Raw genomic sequence first — 22,448 nt, forward strand, 5'->3', positions numbered from 1 at the left:
GGAAGTGCCCGCGCCGCGCTATTGCCTGCGCCGCGTATCCGGAATGCCGATGGGGGCACGATCCATCGCCAGCAAAAGCGCGCCCAGTCCCTGGGCCGAGGTGTTTTCCATGCGGCCGCCCGGGCCGCAGACGTTGTCCGCGCTGGTCCAGGCCGGAGCCGCGCCCGGCAGGCGCCGCGCCCGCAGCCAGCCGCGGCGGTCCACCATGAACTGCGCGCCCGCCAGCCCGTCCGGCGGCACGCCCGCCGCCAGCGCATAGGCTTTCCAGGCGTCCTCGCCTGACGCCACACAGTCGGCGCCCGCCGGATCGCCCCCGCCCCACGTCAGCGCCACCGTCAGCAGGCGCGGATCCAGCGGCGCTTGCGGCGCCCCCGCCGCCTGCGCGGCGATGCGCACCGGCAAGCCGCGCAGGCCCGCCAAGGTGGTCGCGCGCCCGTCACGGCAGGTCAGCGGCACCCCAGGCGCCGGAATCGCGGGCATGCCCGCGCCGCCGCCCGCGCCATAAGCCTGCAACCGCAGATAGTCCAGCACCTGCCAGATCTCGTCGAGCGCCAGGACCTGCGCAAAACCCGGCATCGCCGACGCGCCGCTGCGCCCATCGCCGCCCTGCGCCACCCGCCAATGCAGCTCCCCTTCCAGGCGGTTGTCGAACAGCGCCGGCCCCAGCACGCTGGGCCAGGCGGACAGCCCCGCCGCCAGCGGCCCGCGGCCATCGGCCTGCGCGCCATGACAAGCCGCGCAATGGGCCTGATAGAGCTGGCCGCCCCGCAGCACATTGCGGTCCGTGAACGCCAGCGGTGAGCGCTGGTACGACGTGCGCGTCGCTTCCGTCAGCAACATCCGCGGCGCCGGCCAGCTGGCGCAGGCCAGCAGTCCGGCGGCAACCGTCAGCAGCACCAGCCGGCCGCGCCGCGCGAACAAGGCGCCCACCAGCAATGCCAGCGCCACGCCCGTCAATCCGGCCGCCAGCCACAGCCGGCGCCACGTATGCGGGCTGACCGGCAGGTCTGGGTCGTAGCGCCAGGAAAACGGCCAATGCGCCACTGCCAGCGCCTCTTCTGGCTGCCAGGCGATGGCGGCCGCGATCAAGCCGGCCAGCAGCGCCAAGGCGCCCAGCACCATGCCCGCGGCCCGCCGCCACCCGGCGTGCCGGGCGCGGACCGGCGCCCGGCTATGCAGCCAGGCGGCCGCCAGCGCGGCCAGCAGCAGCACCACGGCCGCCGCCAGCACCAGATGCCCCAGGCGCGACCCCAGCAGGCCCGGAACTCCCTGTGCCCGCTGCCAGCCCAGGATCAGCACGGCGAATGCAGCGGCCAGCGCCAGCGCCGACACGCCGGGCAACGGCAGCCCCGCCGTCACGGCCAAGCCGCCGGCGCGCCGGCGCGCGGCAGCCAGGCACGCCAGCATGCCCGCCGGCGCCGCCACGGCCGCCAGCGCCAACACCGCATTGCTCACCACGTCGCATCCAGCCCCAGCAATGCCAGCGCCTGGCGGCGCAGCTCGGCCAGGCGTGGATCGCCCCGATGCCGCGGATACGGCAGGTCATTGACGATTTCGTCCTTGATCCTGGCGGGCCGCTCGCTCAGCACGACGATGCGCGACGCCATGAACAGCGCCTCTTCCACGTCGTGCGTCACCAGCAACGCGGTAAAGCCCGTGCGCTGCCACAGTTCCACCAGCTCGGACTGCATCGCGATCCGCGTCAGCGAATCCAGCTTGCCCAGGGGCTCGTCCAGGATCAGGATGCGCGGATCGTTCACCAGGGCCCGCGCCAGCGCGGCGCGCTGCGCCATGCCGCCCGACAGCTGATGCGGATACGCCTGGCTGAACGCCGCCAGCCCCACGCGCTGCAACGCGTCGTCCACCCGCACGCGCTGCGTCTTGAGCAGCCCGCGCGCCTGCAGGCCTAGCGCGACGTTGTGCCACACCGTGCGCCAGGGATACAGCGTGGGGTCCTGGAACACCACGATGCGCGAAGGCGACGGCCCGTCGATCCGCTCGCTGTCGGCCAGCAGCTCGCCAGCCGCCGGCGGCTCCAGCCCCGCCACCAGCCGCAGCAACGTCGATTTGCCGCAGCCGCTCGGCCCCAGCAGCGCCACGAACTCGCCAGGCTGCACGTCCAGGTCGATGTCGTCCAGCACCGGCAGCGCCGCGCCGTCCAGATCGAAGTGATGGTTAACGCCCCGCACGGCGAGCGCCGCGCCGCGCGCATCGGCCTGCACGGCCGCCGCCCGTCCCGCCGGCAAGGCGTTCGGCACCTGCGTACTCCGCGTCGCCGCTACCATTTCACGACTCCCTTCTGCCAGGCCAAGAGGCGGTCACGCCCCAGGAACAGCAAGGTGATCAGCCCCGAGAACACCAGCGCCATCACGATCAGCGCGCCATACATATTGGCGTACGACGCCCAGCCTTGCGCCCACGACAGATACCAGCCCAGGCCCGATTTCACGCCCATCATCTCGGCCGCAACCAGCACCGAGAACGACGCCCCCAGCCCCATGAACAGGCCGACGAACACCTGCGGCAACGCCGCCGGAATCGCCACCCGCAGCACCAGGAACCATTCGCTGGCGCCCATCGTGCGCGCCACGTCGTAATACGCGCGGTTGACCCCGGCCACGCCGGACCAGGTCAGCACCGTGACGGGAAACCAGGTCGCCAGCGCGATCAGGAACACCGCCGCCGACCAGCTCGACGGAAAGAAAAAGAACGCCATCGGCAACAGCGCCGTCGACGGCACCGGGCCCAGAAAACGCAGCACCGGATGCACCCAGTACCCCAGGCCGCGCGACCAGCCGATCGCCACGCCCGTCAAGAAGCCCGCCGCCGCGCCCAGCACAAAGCCGTTGGCCAGCAGCCACAACGAATTGACCAGGCTGTCGGCCAGGCGCTTGTAGTCGGTGACATAGACCTCGATCAGCGACTGCGGCGGCGCGAAGAAGGGACTGGGCAGCAGCGCCAGCTTGGCGGTGGCGATCTCCCAAGCGCCCACGGCCACCGCCAGGGCCAGCAGCCACGGCCCGGCGCGATGCAACGCGCGCACCGGCCGCCAGTGGGCCACGCCTGCCACCGCCACCAACAACAGTACCGTCGCCAACGCCAGCGCGGCCACGCCGAATTCCCGCGTGTAGCCCCAAGACGTAAAGCCCACCTCCACATTGGGCCAGCGCAGCGTCACGCCGCCCACAGCCGCCCATAGGGCGGCGGCCGCCACGCCCGTCTTCCACAGGCGCCAGGGCTGCGCGGCAGGCGCATCGCCGCGCAAGCCGCCCACGGCAAGCGCGTCAGCCGAGGACATTGGGCACCACCGCTTGCGCGTATTTGTTGATGTCCAGGTTGGCGCTCAGCACCTTGATCGTCTTCAGGTCCTTGGCGTAGCCCACGATTTCCTCGCGCAGCGCCGAGCCGGTCGACGCGTGGCCGTGGCTGTGGGTGCGCAAAATCGCCGCCACGCGCTCGGCCGGCACCTTACCCGGCACATACGGCGCAAAGATGCGCGCGGTCTCGTCGGGGTTGGACGCGGTCCAGCGCTGCGCATCGATCACCGCGCGCGTGATCGCCGCGGCCGACTCCGGATCCTTGCGCACCAGGTCGCCGCGCAAGCCCAGCACGCAGCAGGTGCGGTTCTCGTAATCGCCTTCGATGTTGGTGGCGATCTCTCGCAGCTTGTTGTCTTCGCGCAGCGTGTAGATCAGCGGGTCGTCGCCGGCGATCGCATCCACCTCGCCCTTGCGCAGCACCTCGCCGAACAGGTCCTGCGGATACTGGCGCCAGTCCACCGATTCCGGATCGATGCCCAGCTGCGCCACGCGGATCGCAAAGAAGTTCTTCACCGGGCTGGCTTGGTCCGACACCGCGATGCGGCGGCCCTTCAGGTCCTGCACACTCTTGATCGGGGAATCCGCCGCGGTCAACAAGCGCATGCAGCCGCCATGCGTGCCCACCGCCAGCTTCACGTCAAAGCCCTGCTCCAGCGGCTTGAGCCAGCGCAGCGCCATGCCGATGCCGCCGTCGGCATGGCCCGTGGCGATGGCTTCCAGCAATTGATCGGTGGAGCCGCTGAAATTGATGCGCTCGACCTTCAGGTTGTACTTGTCGAAAAAGCCGCGTTCCAGCGCCACCGAAACGGGCGACTGGCACACCGCGGTCTGGCTCCATGCGATCTTGTAGGTGCGCGGCGCGGTGTTCGCCGCCAGCACGCGCGACCCCAACATGCCCAGCGGCGCGGCCAGGCCAGCAAGGCTGGCCGCGCGCAACAGCGTGCGCCGCGAGATTGCGCGCGCCGCGTGGGCGCCCGGTTGGACGTTCGTATTCATCAACCTTCCTTTTGAGCAGACTGTGAATGGCGATGCTTGCCATGCGGCATCATCGGCCCGCGCTCAGGCGTTCGACAAATACAAAGTGGGGATAACAATATGGGACGGCGGCGCCGCCCTGGCCGGATCAATCCGGCAAATGGTCAGGCACGCCTTGCGCGTCCACCGCTTTCACACGGTCCAGCGCGTTGCGCGCGGCCGACATCGCTTCGACCGTGCTGCGGAAACGGCGCGTCACGAAAATCTCGAACGCCAGGCTTTCCGGTTCGTCCGGTTGCGCCGCGTCGTCATCGGCCTGCGGCTCGGACGGCGCGGGCGCGCCCTTGGCCGGCGCCACCGGCTTGGGCGGCAGGCGCCGCGTTTCCAGGAATGCGCGCGCCGGCACGCGGCCCTCGGGCTGTGTGGCATACGCCACGACGGAAAAACCGTTGATGATCTTCTCGGCCATACAGATTCCCTATAGGCCGCGCCGGGTGGCGGCGCAGCACGTTGTTAGCGACAACGGCCCGCCGTGGCGAAACTTAAGCTTATGCGAAGCGGCCGCGGTTGATCTGCATCAACCGCGGCCGCCCAGCCACGCAATATGCACGCGCGTCTATTTTGTCGACGATATCGCCGTCATGCGGCTACGCACGTAATGCGCCACCCGTTCCAATACCTGCGACAGATCCGCGCGCAGGCTGCCGAAGCCCGCATTGCGCTCGCGCGTCACCTCGTCCATGTACAACGGACGGCGGATCTCGACCTGCAGGCTATGGCGATTCAGAGCCGGCTGGCCGATCTGCGCGATCAATTGCACGCCCTTGTAGGGATCGTTGCGCGCCACCGTATAGCCGCGGTCGCGCAGTTCCGCTTCGATCAGCGCAATGAATTCCGGCTCACAGGTCGTGCCGTCACGGTCGCCCAGCACGAAATCGGCCAACGGATGCTCGCTCTGGCGGCCCAGCCGCTCGTAAGCGTCGTTCGGCATCGAATGCAGATTCAGGTGCCAGACCGCGCCGAAATCGCGTTGCGCGGTTTCAATCGCCTGCGCCAGCGCCGCATGATAGGGCTCGTAGTACGCCTGGATGCGATGCCGCACTTCGGCCAGCGTCAGCTTGCGGTCGTAGATCGGCGTGGCCTTGTCCATCCGGCGCCAGATCAGGCCCTTGCCCAGGCGCGTCTTCTCGCCCGGGTCCAGCGGCTCGGGCCAAGGCTCGGCCAAAAGCTCCGGATCCAGGTCGCGCAAGGTGCGGTTGGGGTCGATGTAGACCCGCGGAAAGTGCGCCGCGATCAGCGTGGCGCCCAGCGCGGGGGCCGCCGACCACAAGGCGTCCACGTGCGTGTCCTCGCCCTGGCGCAGTTGCGCCAGGCTGGCGGCGGCATTGAAGTCGGCGGGATACTGCTCGCCGCTATGCGGCGAATCGCAGACCAGCGGCAAGGCCGGCGCGGTCGGCGCATGCACGGAAACGGCTTGAAAATCGGCGTGTGTCATCGTCGGATGTCGTGTTGACAGGCTCAATCAGCCTGGATGTTGGCGGCCTTCGCAACCTTGGCGTATCGCGCCAGGGCCTGCTCGATCTGGACCTTGAATTCCTGCGGCGTCGTGGGCATCAGCGTACCACCGACGTCCTCGGCCTTCTTGCGGAATTCCGGGTCCTGCATCGCCGCGCGCACGGCCTGGTTCAGGCGTTGCACCACCGCGGGCGGCGTGCCCGCCGGCGCCACCAGGCCGAACCAGCCGCCAGTGCCCATGTCGGGGTAGCCCAGCTCGATGTAGGTGGGCACGTCCGGCAGCAGCGGCGAACGTTCCGCGCCCAGCACCGCCAACGGACGCAGCTTGCCGCCCAGCACCTGCGGCAACGTCGACGACAGGTTGTCGGTGATCGCGTCCACCTGGCCGCCCATCACGTCATTCAAGGCCGGGCCCGCGCCGCGGTACGGCACGTGCAGCAGCTTGATGCCGGCCAGCATCATGAAATTCTCGATGTTCACGTGACCGAGCGAACCCACGCCCGGCGAGGCAAAGCTGTACTTGTCCGGCGAGCCCTTGGCCAGCGCCACGAACTCGGCCATGTTCCTGGCCGGGATGTTGGGATTGATCGCGAAGATGCTGGGCACGGCGAGCACGTTGGCCACGGGCTCGAAGTCCTTGACCGGGTCGTAGTTCATCTTGCGGTACACGGCGGGATTGGAGCCGTGCGTGCTCATCGTCGCCATGCCGATGGTGTAGCCGTCGGCCACCGACCGCGCCACCTGCTCCATGCCCAGCGAACCGCCCGCCCCCGCCTTGTTCTCGACCACGATGGTCTGCTTCAGATCGCGGCCGGCGTACTCGGCCACCAGGCGCGCCACGATGTCGGTCGACCCGCCCGCAGCGAACGGCACCACCAGCTTGATCGGGCGGGAGGGATAGTCGGCGGCGTGCGCCGTGCCGGCGAAAGACAAGGCGGCGCAGACGCCGGCAAGCGCGATGCGCGCGGAACAGCCGAAAAAGCGGCGGGACATGGAGCGACTCCGAAGAAAGGTGCAGGTCTTGCTGCGAGGCCGCCAGTGTCCAAACTTTACGATCGCCTTTCAAACGACTATATTGCACGCCTTCATTACCAACGCTCATGCTAGGGCCCGTCCTCACGAGCCCCCAAGGATCGCCGCGCCATGCGCCTGCACTCGCCGTCCATGTCCGAGCTGCACGCCTTCATGACCGCGGCGCAGCTGGGCAGTTTCACCCTGGCGGCCGACACCCTCTGCGTCACCCAGGGTGCCGTCAGCCGCGCCATCGCCCGGCTCGAAGCCCATTTCGGCCAGCCGCTGATGCGCCGCAACGCCCATGGCCTCACCCTGACCGACACCGGGCGCAAGCTCTACGAAGGCGGCCTGGCACCGCTGCAGGCCATCGAAGCCCTCAGCGCCGAACTGCGCGCCGATGACCGCCGCCTGCGGTTGACGCTGGCCAGCGTGCCGACCCTGGCCAGCGCCTGGCTGGTCCCCCGCTTGCCCGACTTCCACCGGCGCCATCCCGACATCCAACTGGGCTTTGCCGCCTACCGGCGCAACGAAGACTTTTCCGGCGCCACGCCGGACGCCAGCATCCTGTCGGGCGTGGCCGGGCAGTGGCCCGGCTGGCATGCCGACTACGTGATCGGCCGCGAAATGGTCGTGATCTGCAGTCCGGCCCGCCTGGCGGCCCGGCGCGTGGCCGGCCTGTGGGACCGGCCCGTCGGCCTGCTGGGCGAACCCCTGCTGTTTCACTCCAACGGCCCCGACAACTGGGCCCAGTGGTTCGACGCCGCCGGCGTGCAGCGCGACGCCATCCAGCTGGCCAGCGGTTTCGAACAGGTCAGCATCCTGGTGCGGGCCGTCATGGCCGACATGGGTATCGCGGTGTTACAGCGGTGCCTGGTGCAGGACGACCTGCAGGCCGGCCGCGTGGCTTCGCCCTTCCCCGACCTGCGCATCGCCATCGCCCGCGGTTACCACCTCTGCGCGCCGCTGCAACGCCGCGACCATTACGCGCTGGCGTGCTTCCGGCAGTGGCTGCTGGATGCCGCCCGGCAGGACCCCGAATCGGGGACGCCATGAAAAACAAACGGGCCCCAAACGGGGCCCGACTCTTACCTTACCGCCACCGGCCGCTCAGGGCGCCAGCTTGAAACCCAGGTCCACGCCCCACTTGTCCGTCTCGCGCAGCCACTTGGCGCCGCAGCTCAGACAACGGAAGTGGTCTTCACGGCTTTCCTCGCGACCCTTCTGCGTCGGGTTGGTGAACCCCTGGTGCCCCAGGTGGGAATGCGGCGCAACGCCCGCAAGCCCAGGGTTAATGCGTTGGCAAGCCAAGCACATAACGCTCATTGATGCATCCCCACTAACATAGTTACCAAATTGTAAGGGATTTCACCAATGTTTTTCTATTAAATCTGTCCCCAGATAGACAAAAATTGTTAACGGCGCAATTAAACAACGCCTGGCAAAGCCGCCAGGCAGGTCGCCAGGTGGTAGGGGGAGGTCGACGGCATGTCCCGGCGCACCACCGCGCCGCTGCCATCCAGGCATTCGTACCAGCCTCCGGCATGCAGGAAACGGGCGCGGAAATCGCCCAGCGCCTGGCTCAGCGCCGGAGAATCGCCCACCACCGCCAACACGCGCAGGTACTCCGTCTGCGCCCAGATCCGCCGCGTGTCATCGAGCACGGCGCCGCGCTCGTCCAAGGCGGCGATCACGCCGCCGGCATCCACGCCATGGCCGCGGGCCCAATGAACCCCGCGCGGCAACGATTCAGCCAGGTCCAGCCCGTCGAACACCTCGGCCGCGCCGTGCACCAGCGAAAGCCACTCGAATTGATGGCCAGGCTCGATCCGATTGCCGGCCAGGCCTTGCGGCAATTCCGAAATGCATTGCGTCGGCGCGCTCAGGAACGCCTGCGTCATGCCCTGCCCCAGAGCGCGCAGGCGCTGCGCGAACAAAGTCGGCTCGGCCACCTGGGCGGCCGCCAGATAGGCCTCGGTCAGGTGCATCATGGGATTCTGCGCGGGTCCGCGCAGCACTTGACCCCAGTCCGAGGTCAGCGCGGCATGGTAGAGCGAATCGGCCGCCTTGAAACGCGACTCGATGGTCTCGGCCGTCGCCAGCAGCAGCTTGCGCGCATCCGCGTTGCGCGAGCGGCGAAAGTACGCCGCGCACGCGAACACGATGAACGCATGCGTGTACAAGTCCTGTGTATCGTCCAGCGGCCGCCCTTGCGAATCAATGCTGTAGCGCCAGCCGCCCTGCGATTCATTGCGGAACAGGCGACGCAACGAGGCGAACAACCGGTCCGCATGCGCGCCCGCCACGGCGCCCGGCGCCTCGGCATACACATACAGCTGGCGCGCGCACGCCATGGCGCGATAGCGCTCGGCCGGCAGCGGCTGGCCGGTAGTGGCATCCAGGGATTCAAAGGGCAGACCCAGCGCGTCATTGAAGCCCGGCCCGATCCACATGGGCAGGATGACGGAGTCGAAATGCTCGCGAAAAGCGTTGATGTGCTCCGCCAGCGCGGAGTTGGTCTGTGCGGCAGTCATCTTGGAACGACGCATGCCCGATAAGGGCCGCTTGTTAGGGAGCAGCGACGATAACCCAAATTTCCGTCGCCATCGCGCAAGCATCATTCGGAGCGTCATGCGCACACAGACCGGTACAGCCGTTCAGCTTCCTTCGAGGGCAAACTCGCCCTACCGGAAGATGTTTTCCTCGACCCAGTTCTGCGCGAAGATTTCCGCGCGATCTCGTGCTTCGTCCAACGAAGCGCAGTTGCCCAAGTGGGAAAACGCGGCATCCACCTCGGTGCCGCCCTCAGCCGTTACCGTCAGCAGTACGCCATATCCGCCGGTATCCATGGCCGCTGTGGAAACGTCGATCAGTACTTCCTGGTCACGATGCTGCATGTGCTACCTCCCAGTCGGTTACCTAAACGCGTGAACCACGCGTGACGTAGCGGGTTGCAGAATTCCCGCGCAATGAATAGACCTGAAAACGTCACGCAAGTTCATCTTACCGGCGCGGGACTGCCCGCGATACGTCCGGACGCAGCCAAATCAGACAAACCGTCTCAGGAGATTCCCGTAGGCCGCCGAAATAAGGCTGAAACTCGCGCAATACCGCGCCAAAGTTCGCAAGAAACGCACTAATTCGCCGCGCCGCGAGCCCGGCGGCGCGTCACAAACATGCAGTGGGGGACGATGCGGCCGGGGATCGGCCGGGCGCCCTAGCGCAAATGCAGGGCGCCGGGCTCTTCCATGCGCAGGGACAGCTTGCCCTTTTCGGTGATGCGCCAGCCGCCGTCGGGGCCGGGCTCGATGCAGCGCAGGGTCTGTAGCGCTTCGGCCACATGCGCGGGCACGCTGGTTTGAACGGCGTCGGGTTCCGAATTATCGGCAACGACGCGCAGCCAATGACCCAGTTCGCCTTTCTCGAAACGATGCAATGCCATGCGTGGTAACTCTCAAATGAATACCGCAACGATAGCATGCCGCCCCACGGCGTCCGGGGCGGCAGTCGCTACGACGGCCGCAGCGCCAACGGCCGTTTCATGCGCGCGGCCGCGGCGGACGCCGCCACGCTCAGCGCGATCAGCCCCAGGCCCAGCGCCAGGTCCGGCGAAATGCGCTCGTGAAACACCACCGACGACACGATCAGCCCGATGACCGGCACGCACAGCATGGCGATCGACGTCGCCACCGGCGGCAGTTTCTGCGTCATGCCCAGCACCACGATGAACGTCAGCGCGGTCGCCAGCGGCCCGGTATACAAAATCACCGGCCAGGCGTCCGGCACTGCCAGGAAGGCCGGTGCGCCATCGCGCAGCCACGCCAGCGCCACGAGCGGCACCGTGGCGATCGCGGTTTGCCACGGAATCATGTCCGCCCCCAGGCGCACGTGACGATTGCCGCGCAACTGGATGATGTTGCAGGCCCAGGCGAACGACGCGCCCAGCAGCATCACCAGGCCGATCACCGTATGCGCCTGCCACGGGCTGAACGCCGGCGCGACGATCACGCCGATGCCGGCATAGCTCAGCGCCGTGGCCACCCATTGAGCGGGCGACAGGCGTTCTTTCAGCACCAGCGAAGACAGCGGAATGACCCAGATCGATGTCGCATAGGCGATGACCGACGCGCGGCCCGGCGCCACGTACTGCAAGGCCCACAGCGCCAGCGCCGTGAAGGCGCCCATCTGCAGCAAGGCCACGCCCGCCACCAGCGGCCATTCCTGGCGCGACGGCAGCCGCAGCCGCCCGAGCAGCGCCAGCACCGCCACGCTGATCAGCGCGGCCGACCCGAACCGGCTGGCGGCCAGCCATAGCGGGCTCATGTGTGCCAGACCCAGCTTCATGACGGGCCAATTGCCGCCCCAGATCATGACCGCGCCCGCCAGGGGCAAGAACTTGCGCAACGTGTTCTGCTGACTCATTACTGCTCGATCTACCGCTTGAATATTCCGCGCTTTGGCCAATTGGCCAAAGAAAGGAACAGTCTATAGGGTAAACTCCAGCATATTCCACCTCAATTCACCGCAATACCCTTCATACTCAGCACAAATGAATTGTTTATCCGAACTCAACAGGTGACTTATGCCGGACATCAACCTGGATGCCACCGACATCCGTATTCTCAATGAACTGCAGCGCGATGCACGCCTGACCAACGTCGAACTGGCCGCCCGCGTCAATCTGTCGGCCTCGCCCTGCCTGGCGCGCGTGCGGCGGCTGGAAACCGAAGGCCTGATCGACCGCCGGGTCACGCTGCTGAACGCCCGCAAGCTGGGGCTGAAGGTCAACGTGTTCATCCAGATCTCGCTGGACAAGCAACGCAAGGCCGCGCTCGACGTCTTCGAACGCGAAATCGCGGTGCTGCCTGAAATCATGGAGTGCTATCTGATGTCGGGCGACGCCGACTACCTGATCCGCGCGCTGGTGCCCGACGTCGACGCGCTCGAACGCCTGATCGTCGAACACATCACGCGCATCCCTGGCGTGGCCAGCATCCGCTCCAGCTTCGCGCTCAAGCAGGTGCTCTACACCACCGCCGTGCCGCTGGCCTGACACACGCTTGCGGTATCGCGCCGGCAAGCCCACAATGAAAACGTCCGCCGCCAGGCCGACCTGGCGCCGGCGCCCCCTCCATCGCTTAGCAAGGAGCACACCATGCCTGAAACCGACTGGTTCCCCGGCAGCACGCTACCCGATCGTCAGGGCTACTTTGAAGTGGCGTTCGACACCGGCGAAACCGAAATCACGCGCTACGGCATCCTGGGCTGGGAGCCCGCCGAAGACCGCGGCCATATCCTGCGCTGGCGCGGCCTGGATCCGAACATCGAAGCCGCCGAAATCGAGCGCGAAAGCGCCGTGCGTAACCACGGCGACGACATCCTGCGCTGATCCGCGCTCATGCAATCACCCAAAAAAAACGCCGCTTCATGGAAGCGGCGTTTTGCTTGGGGATGGGCATCCCAGGGGCACCACCCCTTACATATCGATCTTCGAGATCTTGGTGCCGGCCAGCGACACGCCCGCCATCAGGCCGCCGTTGTTCAGCACGAAGCCAACGATCGGTTGCTGGGCCGTGTTGGTGTCGATGCGGCCGTTGGCGCCGATATCGACCACCGCGACCGTGGCATCCGCGCCCACCGTCCAGCCATTGCTATTGCGGAACTTGTTCAGGGCCTCATCCGTCATGAACAGCACGAACATGGCCTTGGACTGCGCGCCGGCCTGGAAACCGATCGAGCCGGCCGTGGTGCTGTAGTAGCCGGCATTGGCGCCGCCGACCCGCAGCACACCCTTGCCGTGTTCGGCGCCGATGAAGAAGCTGCCGCTCAACACATCCGGAAAGATCAGCACGCCCTTGGCGCGCGCGACCAGTTCCTTGGACTGCGGCGAGGCTTCGTACAGCTTGCCCAGTGACGCATTCGCCGCGCTGTTGAGCGATTGCCGCTGTTCGGTCGCCGTGGCGGCGGCCTTGGGCGACGTGGTGGTGCAACCGGCAAACAGCAGCCCGGCTACGCCGATCGTCGCGGCGGCCATGCCTACGCGGCGCAAGCGAGGAAAAGTGTCGAACATGGAACTCTCCTTGTTGTTGTCATCCGTTATCCACTGTACCGGCCCTATCCGCCGGCGCAAGGCACATGATGTGATAAACGAAACAAAACCTACATCGCTCCTGCTGCGCTGAAACACAAAACAGGCCTGGGCGGCGTGTCGGGGCGTGAATGAATGAAACCGAGCGCCGCAACATTTGGTAGGCCACTCCGCTTATCGATACCGTCCTGCAAGCGGATCGACATCCGGCCACAAACCGCCGCAAACGCGCGCTTCAGAGAATTCCGTAGCGCGGCTCGCCGGTAGCCGGATCCACGGACAGAATACCCGACAACACCAATTCAGCGTGCTGCCTGGCCACACGCTCATCGGCGAAGGTCACGAAACGCGGCAACGACCAGCGCTGCCGGAAGTCCGCATCACCCGTCCGCGACACGGCGATCTCGATCGCCAGGACACCCGCATCCAGGCTGACCACTTCGCACTTCACCTCGAATCCGTCGATGTGACGCTGCGGCCACAAGTCCATTTCCCGCGCTCCTGAAATCTGCTCGTCCGGCCGCAATATGCCAAAAAAAAATGGCCTTGGAAAGCCATGTTTTTGAGCAGTCATCCCGCACTAGACCAGCTAGTGCCGGCGCATCTGGACAAGCCCGGAAAGCACTGAAAATCAGGCCTTTTTTCGCGTCAACGCGCGGGCGGATGGATCCACTGCGAATCCCACAGGGCCTCGCCGCGTTCAAGCGTATCGGCCAGTTCCTTCTTGCGCCGCAAGGCCACCGCCGCCAGCAAGGCATTCGATACCGACATCGCCGCCGTATAGGAATCGAAAGGCGACGCGCTGGAGGTCCGGGCAAGCAGCACGTGGTGTGCCAGCGCAGCCACCGGCGCGCTGGCCGAATCGGTGATCAGCACCACCTTGCCGCCGCGCTCGCGGAACACTTTCACCGCATTGGCCACGGCCGCCGAATAGCGCCGGAACGTGAACACCAACAATACATCGTGCTCGTCCAGCCACAACAGCTGGTCTTCCAGGAACAGCGGCCCCGCCGTGGTCATGGCCTTGACCCCCGGCAGGCACAGATTCAGGTACAGCGCCACATGCCCGGCCAGCGGCGCCGCCTGGCGCAGCCCCAGCACATGCACGCGGGCCTTGCGCTGCGTCAGCAGGCGCACCGCCGCCTCGAACGCGGCCACGTCGATCGACGCAAACGTGGCCTCCAGATTGTGCTGGTCGTGCAGCAATGCATTCTGCAGACACGCCTGGGCCGACGGATTGTCGACGCTGACCGCGTCGGCGCGTTCGCCCGGCGAAGCCAGCAACGCCGTGACCTCCACGCGCGCCTGCATCTGCGCCTGCGCATAGCTGTCGTAGCCCAGCTTGGCCAGCAATCGCACCACCGTGGACGCGCTGGTGCCGACCTTGCGCGCCAGCGCCGTCGCCGATTCCAGCAAGCCCTGGGGATAGCGCGACTGCATGTCCTCGACTACCAGGCGTTCGGTCTTGGTCAGCTTCTTGTCGTAGGCGGCGATGCGTTGGTGCAGGTTCACGATGCGAGCGGATTCCATGAGACGGAGCCACATCCCCGCCGCGTCGCGGCTAGGTGATAACCCCAAATTCAACAACGTTCGTTGCAGACTATATTTCATCCTGCAATTTTCATTGCAGAATAGACCGAACCACCCATCACGACAAGCCACCACAAGAGAGCGTCATGAAACACCCATCCAAGGCGCTGTCGCCTGGCCGCCGCCACCTGCTCATCGCCGGCCTGGGCGCCGCCCTGCTGCCGCTGTCCGCTCGCGCGCAGGCCTATCCGTCGCGCCCCATCAGCCTGGTCGTGCCGTTTCCGGCTGGCGGCTCCGTCGACCTGATCGGCCGCCTGTACGCCGACGTGCTGGGCAAGATCCTGGGCGTCACCATCGTGGTCGAAAACCGGGACGGCGCCGGCGGCGCCATCGGCAGCCAGCGCGTCGCGCGCGCCAAGCCCGACGGCTACACCCTGGTCGCCTCGTCGCAAAGCTCGCACCTGGCCAATCCGATCATGCACCCCAACCTGGGCTACGACCCGATCAAGGATTTCACCTCGATCTCGCAACTGGCGCGCACTCCCAACGTACTGGTGACCAGCGCCGAGCTGCCCGTCAAGACGTTCGCCGAATTCGTCGCCTACCTGAAGGCGCATCCCGACGCGGTGCACTTCGCCACCGCGGGCGTGGGCAGCATGGGCCAGCTCAATGCCGAGCTGCTCAAGAACACCGTGCAGGTCAACGCCGTGCACGTTCCCTACCGGGGCGGCGCGCCGCTCCTGAACGCGCTGCTGGCCAATGAGGCGCAGTTCGCGCTGGACAACCTGGCACCCTTCCTGCCGCACATCCAGACCGGCAAAATGCGCGCCCTGGCCGTGGCCGCGCCCAACCGGCTGGACACGCTGCCGGGCATCCCCACCTTTGCCGAACTCGGCTACCCCGTGCTTAACTCGATGTCCTGGATCGGACTGGCGGCCCCGGCCGGCACCCCGCCCGACATCGTGCAGACGCTGCTGGCCGCCGTCCAGACCGGCGCCCGCCTGGACACGACCGTGCAATCCCTGGAAAAAAGCGGCGCCTTGCCGCCCGAACTGCAAAGTCCCGAAGCTTTCACCACCATGATGTCGCAACGCCTGGCCTTGTACAAAGACCTGGTCGACCGCGCCGGCATCCGCCCCGAATAGGCCTCCTTCACAATGTCCAATCCCGCTTTCGCCCCCGACACCGCGCCGCTGGAAGTCCTGCCGCGCGACCTTTCCGCCTACCGCCAGGGCAATACCGGCATCGAGTACGTGCATCGCTTCGAGTCGGGCAAGCCTGGCCCGCACGTGCTCATCAACGCCCTCACCCATGGCAACGAGATCTGCGGCATGGTGGCGGCGACCCATCTGCTCGATACCAGCGTGCGCCCCAAGATCGGCACGCTGACGGTCAGCTTCGCCAACATCGAAGCCTATGAAGCCTTCGACATCGACAATCCCTACGAAAACCGGCAACTGGTTCACAACCTGAACCGCATCTGGTCGCCCGAATGGCTGGACGGCGCCGAACAAAGCCCCGAACTGCGGCGCGCGCGCGAACTGCGCCCCGTGCTGGACGTGGCCGACTACGTGCTCGACATCCACTCCACCCGCGCGCCCGTGCAGCCCTTCTGGGTCTACCCCGAAATCGATCGCAACACCGCATTGGCCGCGGCCGTCGGCGCCCCCGCGGTGCAATTGGTGATGCCGGCCGGCCGTTTTCCCGGCACCGGCGTGCTCAACTACGGCCGCCACGGCGACCCCGCGTCGAACAGCGGCGGCGCCCTGGTGGTCGAATGCGGCCAGCACTTCGCGCAATCGGCGGCCGACCTGGCCACCGACGTCACGCTGCGCTTCCTGGCGCACCTGGGCCTGATCGACGCGCCCGCCTCGGCCGCACGCTCGCCCGCCCAGCCATTCCGGCTGCTGGAAGTGCACATGGTCAAGTCGGAAGACTTCGCCTTCGTGCGCCCCGTCATCGGCTTCGAGGTCTTCAACAAAGGCGAGCTCATTGCCATCAACGCCGGCGAGGAAATCCGCTCGCCGTGCGACCACTGCACGATCTTCATGCCCACGCGCATGCCGATCGTCGGCCGCGAAGGCGTCTACCTGACCGAGCCGATGTAAAGCCGGGATCCCGCTCCAGGGCGGGATCCTTGCGGCCAACACAGCCCGCGCGCCCGCCGGGTCACAGATCCGGAATCAAGCGCTTGCCCAGGCTGATCACCGCATCCTGCTGGAACCCCAGGCTGGCGTAGAACGCCTGCACCGCCTCGTTGCCCGAACGGATCATCAGATTGATCTTCGGGCAACCCCTCTCCAGCAGCTTGCGCTCCACCGCCCGCATCAGCGCGGCGGCATAGCCGCGGCGCTGATGCGCCGGGGCCACCGCCAGGTAATTGATCCAGCCGCGATGGCCGTCATAGCCGCCCATCAAGGTGCCGACGATCTCGCCGTCCACGATGCCGACCAGGAACAGGTCGGACTGCACCGTCAGCTTGCGGGCCACGTCCTTGCGCGGATCGTTCCACGGGCGCGTCAGGCCGCATGCGGTCCACAGTCCGATAACGGCGGCTTCGTCCGCCGGGTGAAAGGGCCGGATGGCCAGGTCAGGGTGCTTCATGCTTCGTTCCTCTCGTAGGAAAAAACGAAGGCCGGGCGCTACGCCTCGATGGCTGGAAAACGGATCGCAAAATCCGCGCAAACAAAAAAGGCCACGAGGGGTATCGTGGCCTTCTGGCGGGACCGCCGGAGGATCCGGCGGCCGAACGCGGCTTGCCACTCAACGCAGGCGTCGAGTGATTCGTCGGTTGTCTGCCCGGGCCGGCGCGGCCGGCGGGGCGGTGTGGAATGGATGCATGGCGGCCAGCATACCCGACGGCTTGCCATGGCCGCAAGCCAAGGGGCGCCGCCCGGCATGCCGGACGGGCGCGATTCACCGCAGCATTCGGGCCCGGGCCAGATAAGCCTTGGCGGCTTGAACCGCCCGCCTACCTTTCGCAGTCAGCCCGCTGCCGGCGCCGGCAATGTGCCTTCCATTACCACCACGGCCTGACCGGCCACCCCGGCCCACACACCATCCGGCCGCCCTTCGGCGTGGGCCAGCAACAGGCTGGCGCGCCCCATGTCCACGCCCTGCCCCACCCGCAGCCGCAACGCGGCGCCGCCTTGCAAGGCGGCCCGCAACGCCGTCGCCGCGCCCGTCGCGCTGCCAGTAGCGGGGTCTTCCGTCATGCGTCCGGTGAACATGCGCGCCTGGATGTCGGTCAGCCCCTGCGCCGTATCGGCGCCAGTATCGGTGGTGTAGGCATAGATCGAACGCGCCTCGTCCCGCAGGCCCAACGCAGCATAGCCGGCAGCGTCCGGCGCCGCGCGGCGCAAGGCATCGCGGTTGGCCAGTTGCACCACCAGGAACGCCAAGCCTACGGACACCACCTGCGGCGCATGCTCGGACAATTCGATATCGCCGGGCTGCAGGCGCAGCGCCCGCGCCACCGCCTCGGCCGTCGCCTGGCTGCCGCGCGTCAGGGGTTGCGGCGCGGCCAGTTCCGCGCCCAGCAATTGACCGCTCTCGTCATACTGCAATTCGATCCGCACCAGGCCCGCCGCTTCCTCGAACACGAAGCGCGCCGGCGCCGGCCGGCCCGCCGCGATCATTTCGCGCGCCAGCACCACCGCCGTGCCCACATTGGGGTGCCCTGCGAACGGCACCTCGCGGTCGGGCGTGAAAATGCGCACCCACGCCGTATGCGCGGCCTCGCGCGGGGCCAGCACGAAACTGGTTTCGGTGTAATTGAATTCGCGCGCGATGCGCTGCATCTGCGCCGTGTCCAGCCCCTCGGCGTCCAGCACGACCGCCAGCGGATTGCCTTGATAGGCCTGGGCGGTGAACACATCGGCGGTGACGTAGCGGTAGCGCATGCGGATTCCTGGCATCGGCTGGGGATTGCCAGGAATTATGCCGCCCGCCCGGCCAGCGCAACAGGCACAGAGCGGGCAGAATCGCGCCATAACAGCCTGGCGGCCATATGCTTATGCGCCGCGATCAGGCGTTGCGATGAGGCGCCGGGATCAGGCGCTGATGACACCCGTGCCGCGCCGCCTTCCATGCTCAGTCGAACACGGGCCGGAAAAAGCTGCGCTCGTAGCTCAGGATGCAGCGCGTATCCTCGGCATACTTGAAGGCCGCCTGGCAAGCCGCGTCGTTCATCGACTGCTGACGATAGCGCTCGTATTCCGCCAGGCTGGGAAACGTGAACAGCGCCAGCGCGATATTGTTGGCGCCTTCGGACGGCAGGAAATAGCCGTGATGCGTGCCGCCGAACTTCTCCACCAGCGGAATCCACATCTTGCCGTAAGCCTCGAATTCCTTGAGGCGGTTGGGATCGATCACATAACGCAGATAGCAGGTAACCATGGAAGCTCCGTATAGCGTGACGCCACAGCGCATGCTGCGGCAAGCCGGCGCCACTGCCAGGCAGCGCGCCGTTGGGGGTTGGACAATCCCATAAGCCCTGCCCCGCGTCAATGCATGCAACCCTTGCCCCGGCCTGTTCATCAAGCGGATCGCTCACGTCCGGATCGCCGCCGCCGAGCTCGCCCCCTGTAACCCCACTGGCGACTGCCCGGCGCACCGTTACATCCAGTACGGCCAACTGCATAGATATTCACACTCCCGCATCATTTGCGCAAAAGAGTCGCTGCGCGCCTCACCCAGAATTCCAGGACCGTGCCCGACGGGCGAAACGGCGGCCCTGCCCGCCATTCCTTTCCAAGCGAATTCGATGAAGTGGATCCTGGTTTCAACGTTGTGTCTGCTTGCCTCCGGCTGTGGCCTGGCGGCCGCCCCCTGCCGGATCACCTCCGCCGTCATCAAGATCGTCCCGGTCGTCGGCGACGTCGCGGCGGCGCCGACCGACGCCTGCGCAGAGATCATCGACTGACATCCACCCGCGATGCCGTCGGTCAAGCGCCGATCCCCGATTCATGCCTTGTCAATCACCGGGGATCGCATCGCTACCAGCGATAACCCACGTTGATCATGCCCCCATAACCACGCTGGCTGTTGTTGCCGGCCTGGCCAAAGACGTGACCCGACACCTGGACCGCACGGCTGACGCGGCCTTCGGCGCCCAACTTCAGTTCGAGCGCATTGCGGGCGGGTGCGGCGTCAAGCGCGTTGCCCCCCATACGCACGGACGCCCCATTGAACCGATGCAGCCAGTTGGCCTCGAGGAAAGGCCGCACCGCCGGGGCCCCGGCCGTCGCCCGCGGATACAGGCGCACGCCGAAGCGCGAGTTCCAGGCGTTGTCGCTGCCACTGCGCATGCGCGTGCCCTGCAGCGTCGCATCCTGGGCGTCATACCGGCTGTAGACCAGTTGCGCGTGCGGCTCGAGCACGACCGGGCCCAGCGCAGATCCCGCGGCAAACGGCGTGATCGCGTAGCCGGCCTCGATCGACGCACTGAAGACGGTGGAGCGGTAGCTAGCCGAGCCCACCTCGCTGTTCACCTGATTGCGATAGCGCGCCACCTGCATCCAGGTGTCCGCGTAAGCGCCCAGCCGCGTGGCGTCATCCTGGTACGCGGTGCCGTACACCCCCGCCGAATAGCCGGATACCTTGCCGTGCGCGCGGGAATGCACGGCGGCGCCGTCGGGCAGCCTCAGCGTGGACGCCGAGCGTGTGCGCGCATCGCCGTAGCCACCCATGATGCCGCCATAAATGGCACCGTTGCGGCCGGCCGGCATCTTGATGAGATCCGCGCCCAGCTGCAACATCGAGCTGTCAGTGGCGATATCGACGCGGCCCTGGGTCAAGCCCAAGCCGCTATCCTGACGCCCTTCGACGCGGGCCCACAGGCCGCGGCCAGTCCGTGCCATGGTCCCGTCGGCGGCCGGCGCATCGGCGCTTGCAGCGCCGTAGGCGGCCACGCGGTCGTGCAGGCCGTGAGTGAAGAGCCGGGTACTGGCCAACTGGTTGCCGATATAAGCGCCGCTTTCAGGCGAGACATTCTGGAAGACGTGAGCGGGAATCTCCGGCGTCGCATAGGCCGATGTCAGGTACCAGTCGGGCGCCGCGCCGCCATTACCACCGCGGACCAGGCTGTAATCGTAGCCATTCAAGGCGATCGTGCCCGCGCTGGCGCGGTAGCCAGTGGAACCGGCATCCAGATGGAACGCGTGGGACGCGGTGGTGCCGCCGTTGATCGTCTGCACCACCCGGATGCCGGTGCCGATAATGCCGCCGGCGCCACCGGTGGTGATGACCCGCAGGCCGGTGTTGCCCGTTGCCGAACCGCCGTCGATGACCAACCTGTCGGTACCCGAGGCGTCGTCACCCAACCGGGTGTTGAGTACCAACGTGCCGCCGCCCACGTAGTTGCCTACGGTCAGCGTCTTGAAGCTGGTACCGCCAGCCGGCGGGGAGAAGGCGACGAGACCCGCGTTGGACAGCGAGTCCAGCGTGGAGTCACCGCGCACGTTCCAGGTGCTGTTGCCGTCGAGCGTGACGCTGTTGACTCGCCCCGAGTCACGTTGCAAAGCAGCACCCGTCAGTACGGATCCATTCCTGAGAGAGACGTCAATGACGCCTTGACTCCCGGCCAGCAGATCCCCATGCAGAAAGGCATTGGAAGCGTCCAGGTTTGCCTGTGCGGCGCTATCCCCGGCAGGTGAACTGGCCCACAGCAGTACACCCTTTTCCTCGTCCCCGCCGGCATCCTTTGAAAGAATGGATGAGTCCGAGACAAGGAACGCATAAATGCCATTTGGGGAGTCTCCCCGAAGGGCCGCCAGAGCCGCACCACCCTGGGTGCTGATCTGACTGCCGTTCCTGATTGTCACGACTGGGGGCACAGAGTGAGCATAGCTACCGCCGAGAATGCCGTAGCTAGCAGCCCCGCCTTCGACGAGCAGGTGCGTATTGTCCAACATCACTTGCGCGCCGTTCTTAAGCACAACTCCATTAGCGAACTGACCGACGGCTTTCACCACACTACCGAACGTGGACAAACTGTTGCCGCCCCCCTCGACGCCCAGGGCGATAGAGGACGATGTCAAAGTGACGTTCTCCAGAACCACCCGACTGTCGTTGATGCCGAGGTTATCTTGCACAAGGACACCGTAGCCGGCGGTGGCGTTGCCATTCCCACCTTGCAGAATGTGCACCCCGGTCAACTTGGCGCGTCCGCCGTTTATGACAACCAAGCCTGAGCCCGTCAGATTCTGAATGGCGCCGCCCTTCATCTCCAAGCTGCCCAGGTTATCCACGGCTACACCTGCATACCCGTCGTGGTAGACATCAGTGTTCCGTAGCGAGACCAAGGAACCCACACCGCTCACACTCACGCTGGCCCAATGACCCGCAGTTGTTATTCGGCTTGCCTCGAGCGACACGTTAGCTCCGTTGATCGCACGGACCCCCCATGAATAAGCCCAATGAGCGGCCGCGGAAGTGAGGGTCACATTTTTCGCGCGGATGACCGAACCCGCGCTATGGGCGAACAAGGTGGGCCCAACAGCGACGGCGATGCTTCCCCCATCAAGCTCGATCTGGCCACCAGAATCCGCATAAGCGCCGATGAACTGACTGGTGATGTCGCTATTGGTCAAGGAAATGATGCCCCCCGACAACGCTCCCAAGCCCATACCGTTCTGGACGTTGGCCGTGACGGAGATTCCATCGCCGCGCACGCGATTGCTGCCGAACACGGAGATAGCCGGGCCGTTGCCGGCATACGTAACCGTGTCACCGCGATCAAGTACTTTATCGATCTTGTCGGTGGAAGAATCCAGAAGGATCTGGGTGTAGTCGGCGGCGTTGACGGGAGCAGCCATGACGGCCAGCAGGCCGAGCATGATGGGGGTTAAGTTTGTACGCACAAGATTCCTTCGCGATGATGCTCGAAGGCGTACGCACTTTCTTCACTGGCTTGGGCTTAAAGAACGACCACGGAATCCACACGAATCAGCGCCATACGCCGAGCAATTCGGTTGTTGACTTATGCATGATCGCAATCGAAGCCCAGC

Annotated in this window: 25 protein-coding genes; 6 read left to right on the top strand and 19 right to left on the bottom strand. The window is 66.4% G+C overall.

The genetic code is table 11. The features are described 5' to 3' along the window. Nucleotides 1–18: 18 nt before the first annotated feature. The 7 genes from A9974_RS06335 to A9974_RS06365 all read right to left on the bottom strand — a co-directional run bounded on the left by A9974_RS06335 (nt 19) and on the right by A9974_RS06365 (nt 6,803). On the bottom strand, nt 19–1,458 hold the full coding sequence (locus tag A9974_RS06335; protein ID WP_370539581.1) for a cytochrome c: 1,440 nt from the start codon (nt 1,456–1,458) through the stop codon (nt 19–21). Beyond that, nucleotides 1,452–2,285: an ABC transporter ATP-binding protein gene (locus A9974_RS06340; protein WP_255468054.1), complete on the bottom strand. Its 834-nt coding sequence runs from the start codon at nt 2,283–2,285 to the stop codon at nt 1,452–1,454. Before A9974_RS06340 ends, A9974_RS06335 begins: the two co-directional genes overlap by 7 nt. Next, nucleotides 2,279–3,298: an ABC transporter permease gene (locus tag A9974_RS06345; protein WP_183003301.1), complete on the bottom strand. Its 1,020-nt coding sequence runs from the start codon at nt 3,296–3,298 to the stop codon at nt 2,279–2,281. Before A9974_RS06345 ends, A9974_RS06340 begins: the two co-directional genes overlap by 7 nt. After that, on the bottom strand, nt 3,285–4,316 hold the full coding sequence (locus A9974_RS06350) for an ABC transporter substrate-binding protein (protein WP_183003302.1): 1,032 nt from the start codon (nt 4,314–4,316) through the stop codon (nt 3,285–3,287). The genes A9974_RS06345 and A9974_RS06350 overlap by 14 nt, the downstream gene beginning before the upstream one ends. 127 nt (nt 4,317–4,443) lie before the next feature. Continuing rightward, nucleotides 4,444–4,764: a hypothetical protein gene (locus A9974_RS06355; protein ID WP_183003303.1), complete on the bottom strand. Its 321-nt coding sequence runs from the start codon at nt 4,762–4,764 to the stop codon at nt 4,444–4,446. A 147-nt stretch (nt 4,765–4,911) separates the two neighbouring features. Beyond that, on the bottom strand, nt 4,912–5,790 hold the full coding sequence (locus A9974_RS06360) for an N-formylglutamate amidohydrolase (protein ID WP_183003304.1): 879 nt from the start codon (nt 5,788–5,790) through the stop codon (nt 4,912–4,914). Nucleotides 5,791–5,813: 23 nt separating this feature from the next. Beyond that, nucleotides 5,814–6,803, bottom strand: a complete 990-nt coding sequence (locus tag A9974_RS06365) for a tripartite tricarboxylate transporter substrate binding protein (RefSeq protein ID WP_183003305.1) — start codon at nt 6,801–6,803, stop codon at nt 5,814–5,816. 150 nt (nt 6,804–6,953) lie between these two features. Between A9974_RS06365 and A9974_RS06370 the strand changes: the two genes are divergently transcribed. Further along, nucleotides 6,954–7,877, top strand: coding sequence for a LysR substrate-binding domain-containing protein (locus tag A9974_RS06370; RefSeq protein ID WP_183003306.1), 924 nt, complete (start codon nt 6,954–6,956; stop codon nt 7,875–7,877). A gap of 54 nt (nt 7,878–7,931) precedes the next feature. On the opposite strand, the gene A9974_RS06375 is transcribed toward A9974_RS06370, so the two are convergent. The 5 genes from A9974_RS06375 to A9974_RS06395 all read right to left on the bottom strand — a co-directional run bounded on the left by A9974_RS06375 (nt 7,932) and on the right by A9974_RS06395 (nt 11,243). Beyond that, the gene (locus tag A9974_RS06375) at nt 7,932–8,147 is read right to left on the bottom strand and encodes a hypothetical protein (RefSeq protein ID WP_025135384.1); all 216 of its coding nucleotides are present in this window, start codon (nt 8,145–8,147) and stop codon (nt 7,932–7,934) included. Between the two features lie 101 nt (nt 8,148–8,248). Beyond that, the gene (locus tag A9974_RS06380; protein ID WP_183003307.1) at nt 8,249–9,355 is read right to left on the bottom strand and encodes an AGE family epimerase/isomerase; all 1,107 of its coding nucleotides are present in this window, start codon (nt 9,353–9,355) and stop codon (nt 8,249–8,251) included. Between the two features lie 150 nt (nt 9,356–9,505). Further along, entirely contained in the window at nt 9,506–9,718 is a 213-nt protein-coding gene (locus A9974_RS06385; RefSeq protein ID WP_006218759.1) for a hypothetical protein, read from the bottom strand. Between the two features lie 320 nt (nt 9,719–10,038). Next, nucleotides 10,039–10,263 (bottom strand): hypothetical protein, encoded by a 225-nt coding sequence (locus A9974_RS06390; RefSeq protein ID WP_183003308.1) that lies wholly within the window; start codon nt 10,261–10,263, stop codon nt 10,039–10,041. Between the two features lie 68 nt (nt 10,264–10,331). Further along, nucleotides 10,332–11,243: a DMT family transporter gene (locus A9974_RS06395; protein ID WP_183003309.1), complete on the bottom strand. Its 912-nt coding sequence runs from the start codon at nt 11,241–11,243 to the stop codon at nt 10,332–10,334. A gap of 160 nt (nt 11,244–11,403) precedes the next feature. Here A9974_RS06395 and A9974_RS06400 point away from each other — a divergent pair, with 160 nt between their 5' ends. Both A9974_RS06400 and A9974_RS06405 read left to right on the top strand, forming a co-directional pair. After that, a complete protein-coding gene (locus A9974_RS06400; RefSeq protein WP_025135380.1) occupies nt 11,404–11,874 on the top strand; it encodes an Lrp/AsnC family transcriptional regulator in 471 nt (156 codons plus the stop codon). Nucleotides 11,875–11,976: 102 nt separating this feature from the next. Continuing rightward, the gene (locus A9974_RS06405) at nt 11,977–12,210 is read left to right on the top strand and encodes a hypothetical protein (protein WP_183003310.1); all 234 of its coding nucleotides are present in this window, start codon (nt 11,977–11,979) and stop codon (nt 12,208–12,210) included. Between the two features lie 87 nt (nt 12,211–12,297). Here A9974_RS06405 and A9974_RS06410 read toward each other — a convergent pair whose 3' ends face one another. The 3 genes from A9974_RS06410 to A9974_RS06420 all read right to left on the bottom strand — a co-directional run bounded on the left by A9974_RS06410 (nt 12,298) and on the right by A9974_RS06420 (nt 14,439). Continuing rightward, nucleotides 12,298–12,891 carry a YSC84-related protein gene (locus A9974_RS06410; RefSeq protein WP_183003311.1) on the bottom strand — a complete coding sequence of 198 codons (594 nt, stop codon included), beginning with the start codon at nt 12,889–12,891 and terminating at the stop codon, nt 12,298–12,300. 253 nt (nt 12,892–13,144) lie between these two features. After that, nucleotides 13,145–13,483: a hypothetical protein gene (locus A9974_RS06415; protein WP_255468055.1), complete on the bottom strand. Its 339-nt coding sequence runs from the start codon at nt 13,481–13,483 to the stop codon at nt 13,145–13,147. 74 nt (nt 13,484–13,557) lie between these two features. After that, nucleotides 13,558–14,439: a MurR/RpiR family transcriptional regulator gene (locus A9974_RS06420; RefSeq protein ID WP_183003312.1), complete on the bottom strand. Its 882-nt coding sequence runs from the start codon at nt 14,437–14,439 to the stop codon at nt 13,558–13,560. A 146-nt stretch (nt 14,440–14,585) separates the two neighbouring features. Between A9974_RS06420 and A9974_RS06425 the strand changes: the two genes are divergently transcribed. After that, complete coding sequence (locus A9974_RS06425) at nt 14,586–15,584, top strand: tripartite tricarboxylate transporter substrate binding protein (protein WP_183003313.1); 999 nt, start codon at nt 14,586–14,588, stop codon at nt 15,582–15,584. A 12-nt stretch (nt 15,585–15,596) separates the two neighbouring features. Continuing rightward, entirely contained in the window at nt 15,597–16,547 is a 951-nt protein-coding gene (locus A9974_RS06430; protein ID WP_183003314.1) for a succinylglutamate desuccinylase/aspartoacylase family protein, read from the top strand. Nucleotides 16,548–16,608: 61 nt separating this feature from the next. On the opposite strand, the gene A9974_RS06435 is transcribed toward A9974_RS06430, so the two are convergent. The 3 genes from A9974_RS06435 to A9974_RS06445 all read right to left on the bottom strand — a co-directional run bounded on the left by A9974_RS06435 (nt 16,609) and on the right by A9974_RS06445 (nt 18,837). Beyond that, nucleotides 16,609–17,043: a GNAT family acetyltransferase gene (locus A9974_RS06435; protein ID WP_183003315.1), complete on the bottom strand. Its 435-nt coding sequence runs from the start codon at nt 17,041–17,043 to the stop codon at nt 16,609–16,611. 380 nt (nt 17,044–17,423) lie between these two features. After that, nucleotides 17,424–18,341, bottom strand: coding sequence for a PhzF family phenazine biosynthesis protein (locus A9974_RS06440; protein WP_183003316.1), 918 nt, complete (start codon nt 18,339–18,341; stop codon nt 17,424–17,426). Between the two features lie 190 nt (nt 18,342–18,531). Further along, entirely contained in the window at nt 18,532–18,837 is a 306-nt protein-coding gene (locus tag A9974_RS06445) for an NIPSNAP family protein (protein WP_183003317.1), read from the bottom strand. Between the two features lie 367 nt (nt 18,838–19,204). On the opposite strand from A9974_RS06445, the gene A9974_RS06450 reads away from it, so the two are divergent. Further along, entirely contained in the window at nt 19,205–19,363 is a 159-nt protein-coding gene (locus A9974_RS06450; protein WP_183003318.1) for a DUF6726 family protein, read from the top strand. A gap of 73 nt (nt 19,364–19,436) precedes the next feature. On the opposite strand, the gene A9974_RS06455 is transcribed toward A9974_RS06450, so the two are convergent. Then, nucleotides 19,437–22,277: an autotransporter outer membrane beta-barrel domain-containing protein gene (locus A9974_RS06455; RefSeq protein WP_183003319.1), complete on the bottom strand. Its 2,841-nt coding sequence runs from the start codon at nt 22,275–22,277 to the stop codon at nt 19,437–19,439. Nucleotides 22,278–22,448 lie beyond the last annotated feature (171 nt).

It is taken from the genome of Achromobacter sp. UMC71, from assembly GCF_014170305.1.
Lineage (GTDB): Bacteria > Pseudomonadota > Gammaproteobacteria > Burkholderiales > Burkholderiaceae_B > Achromobacter.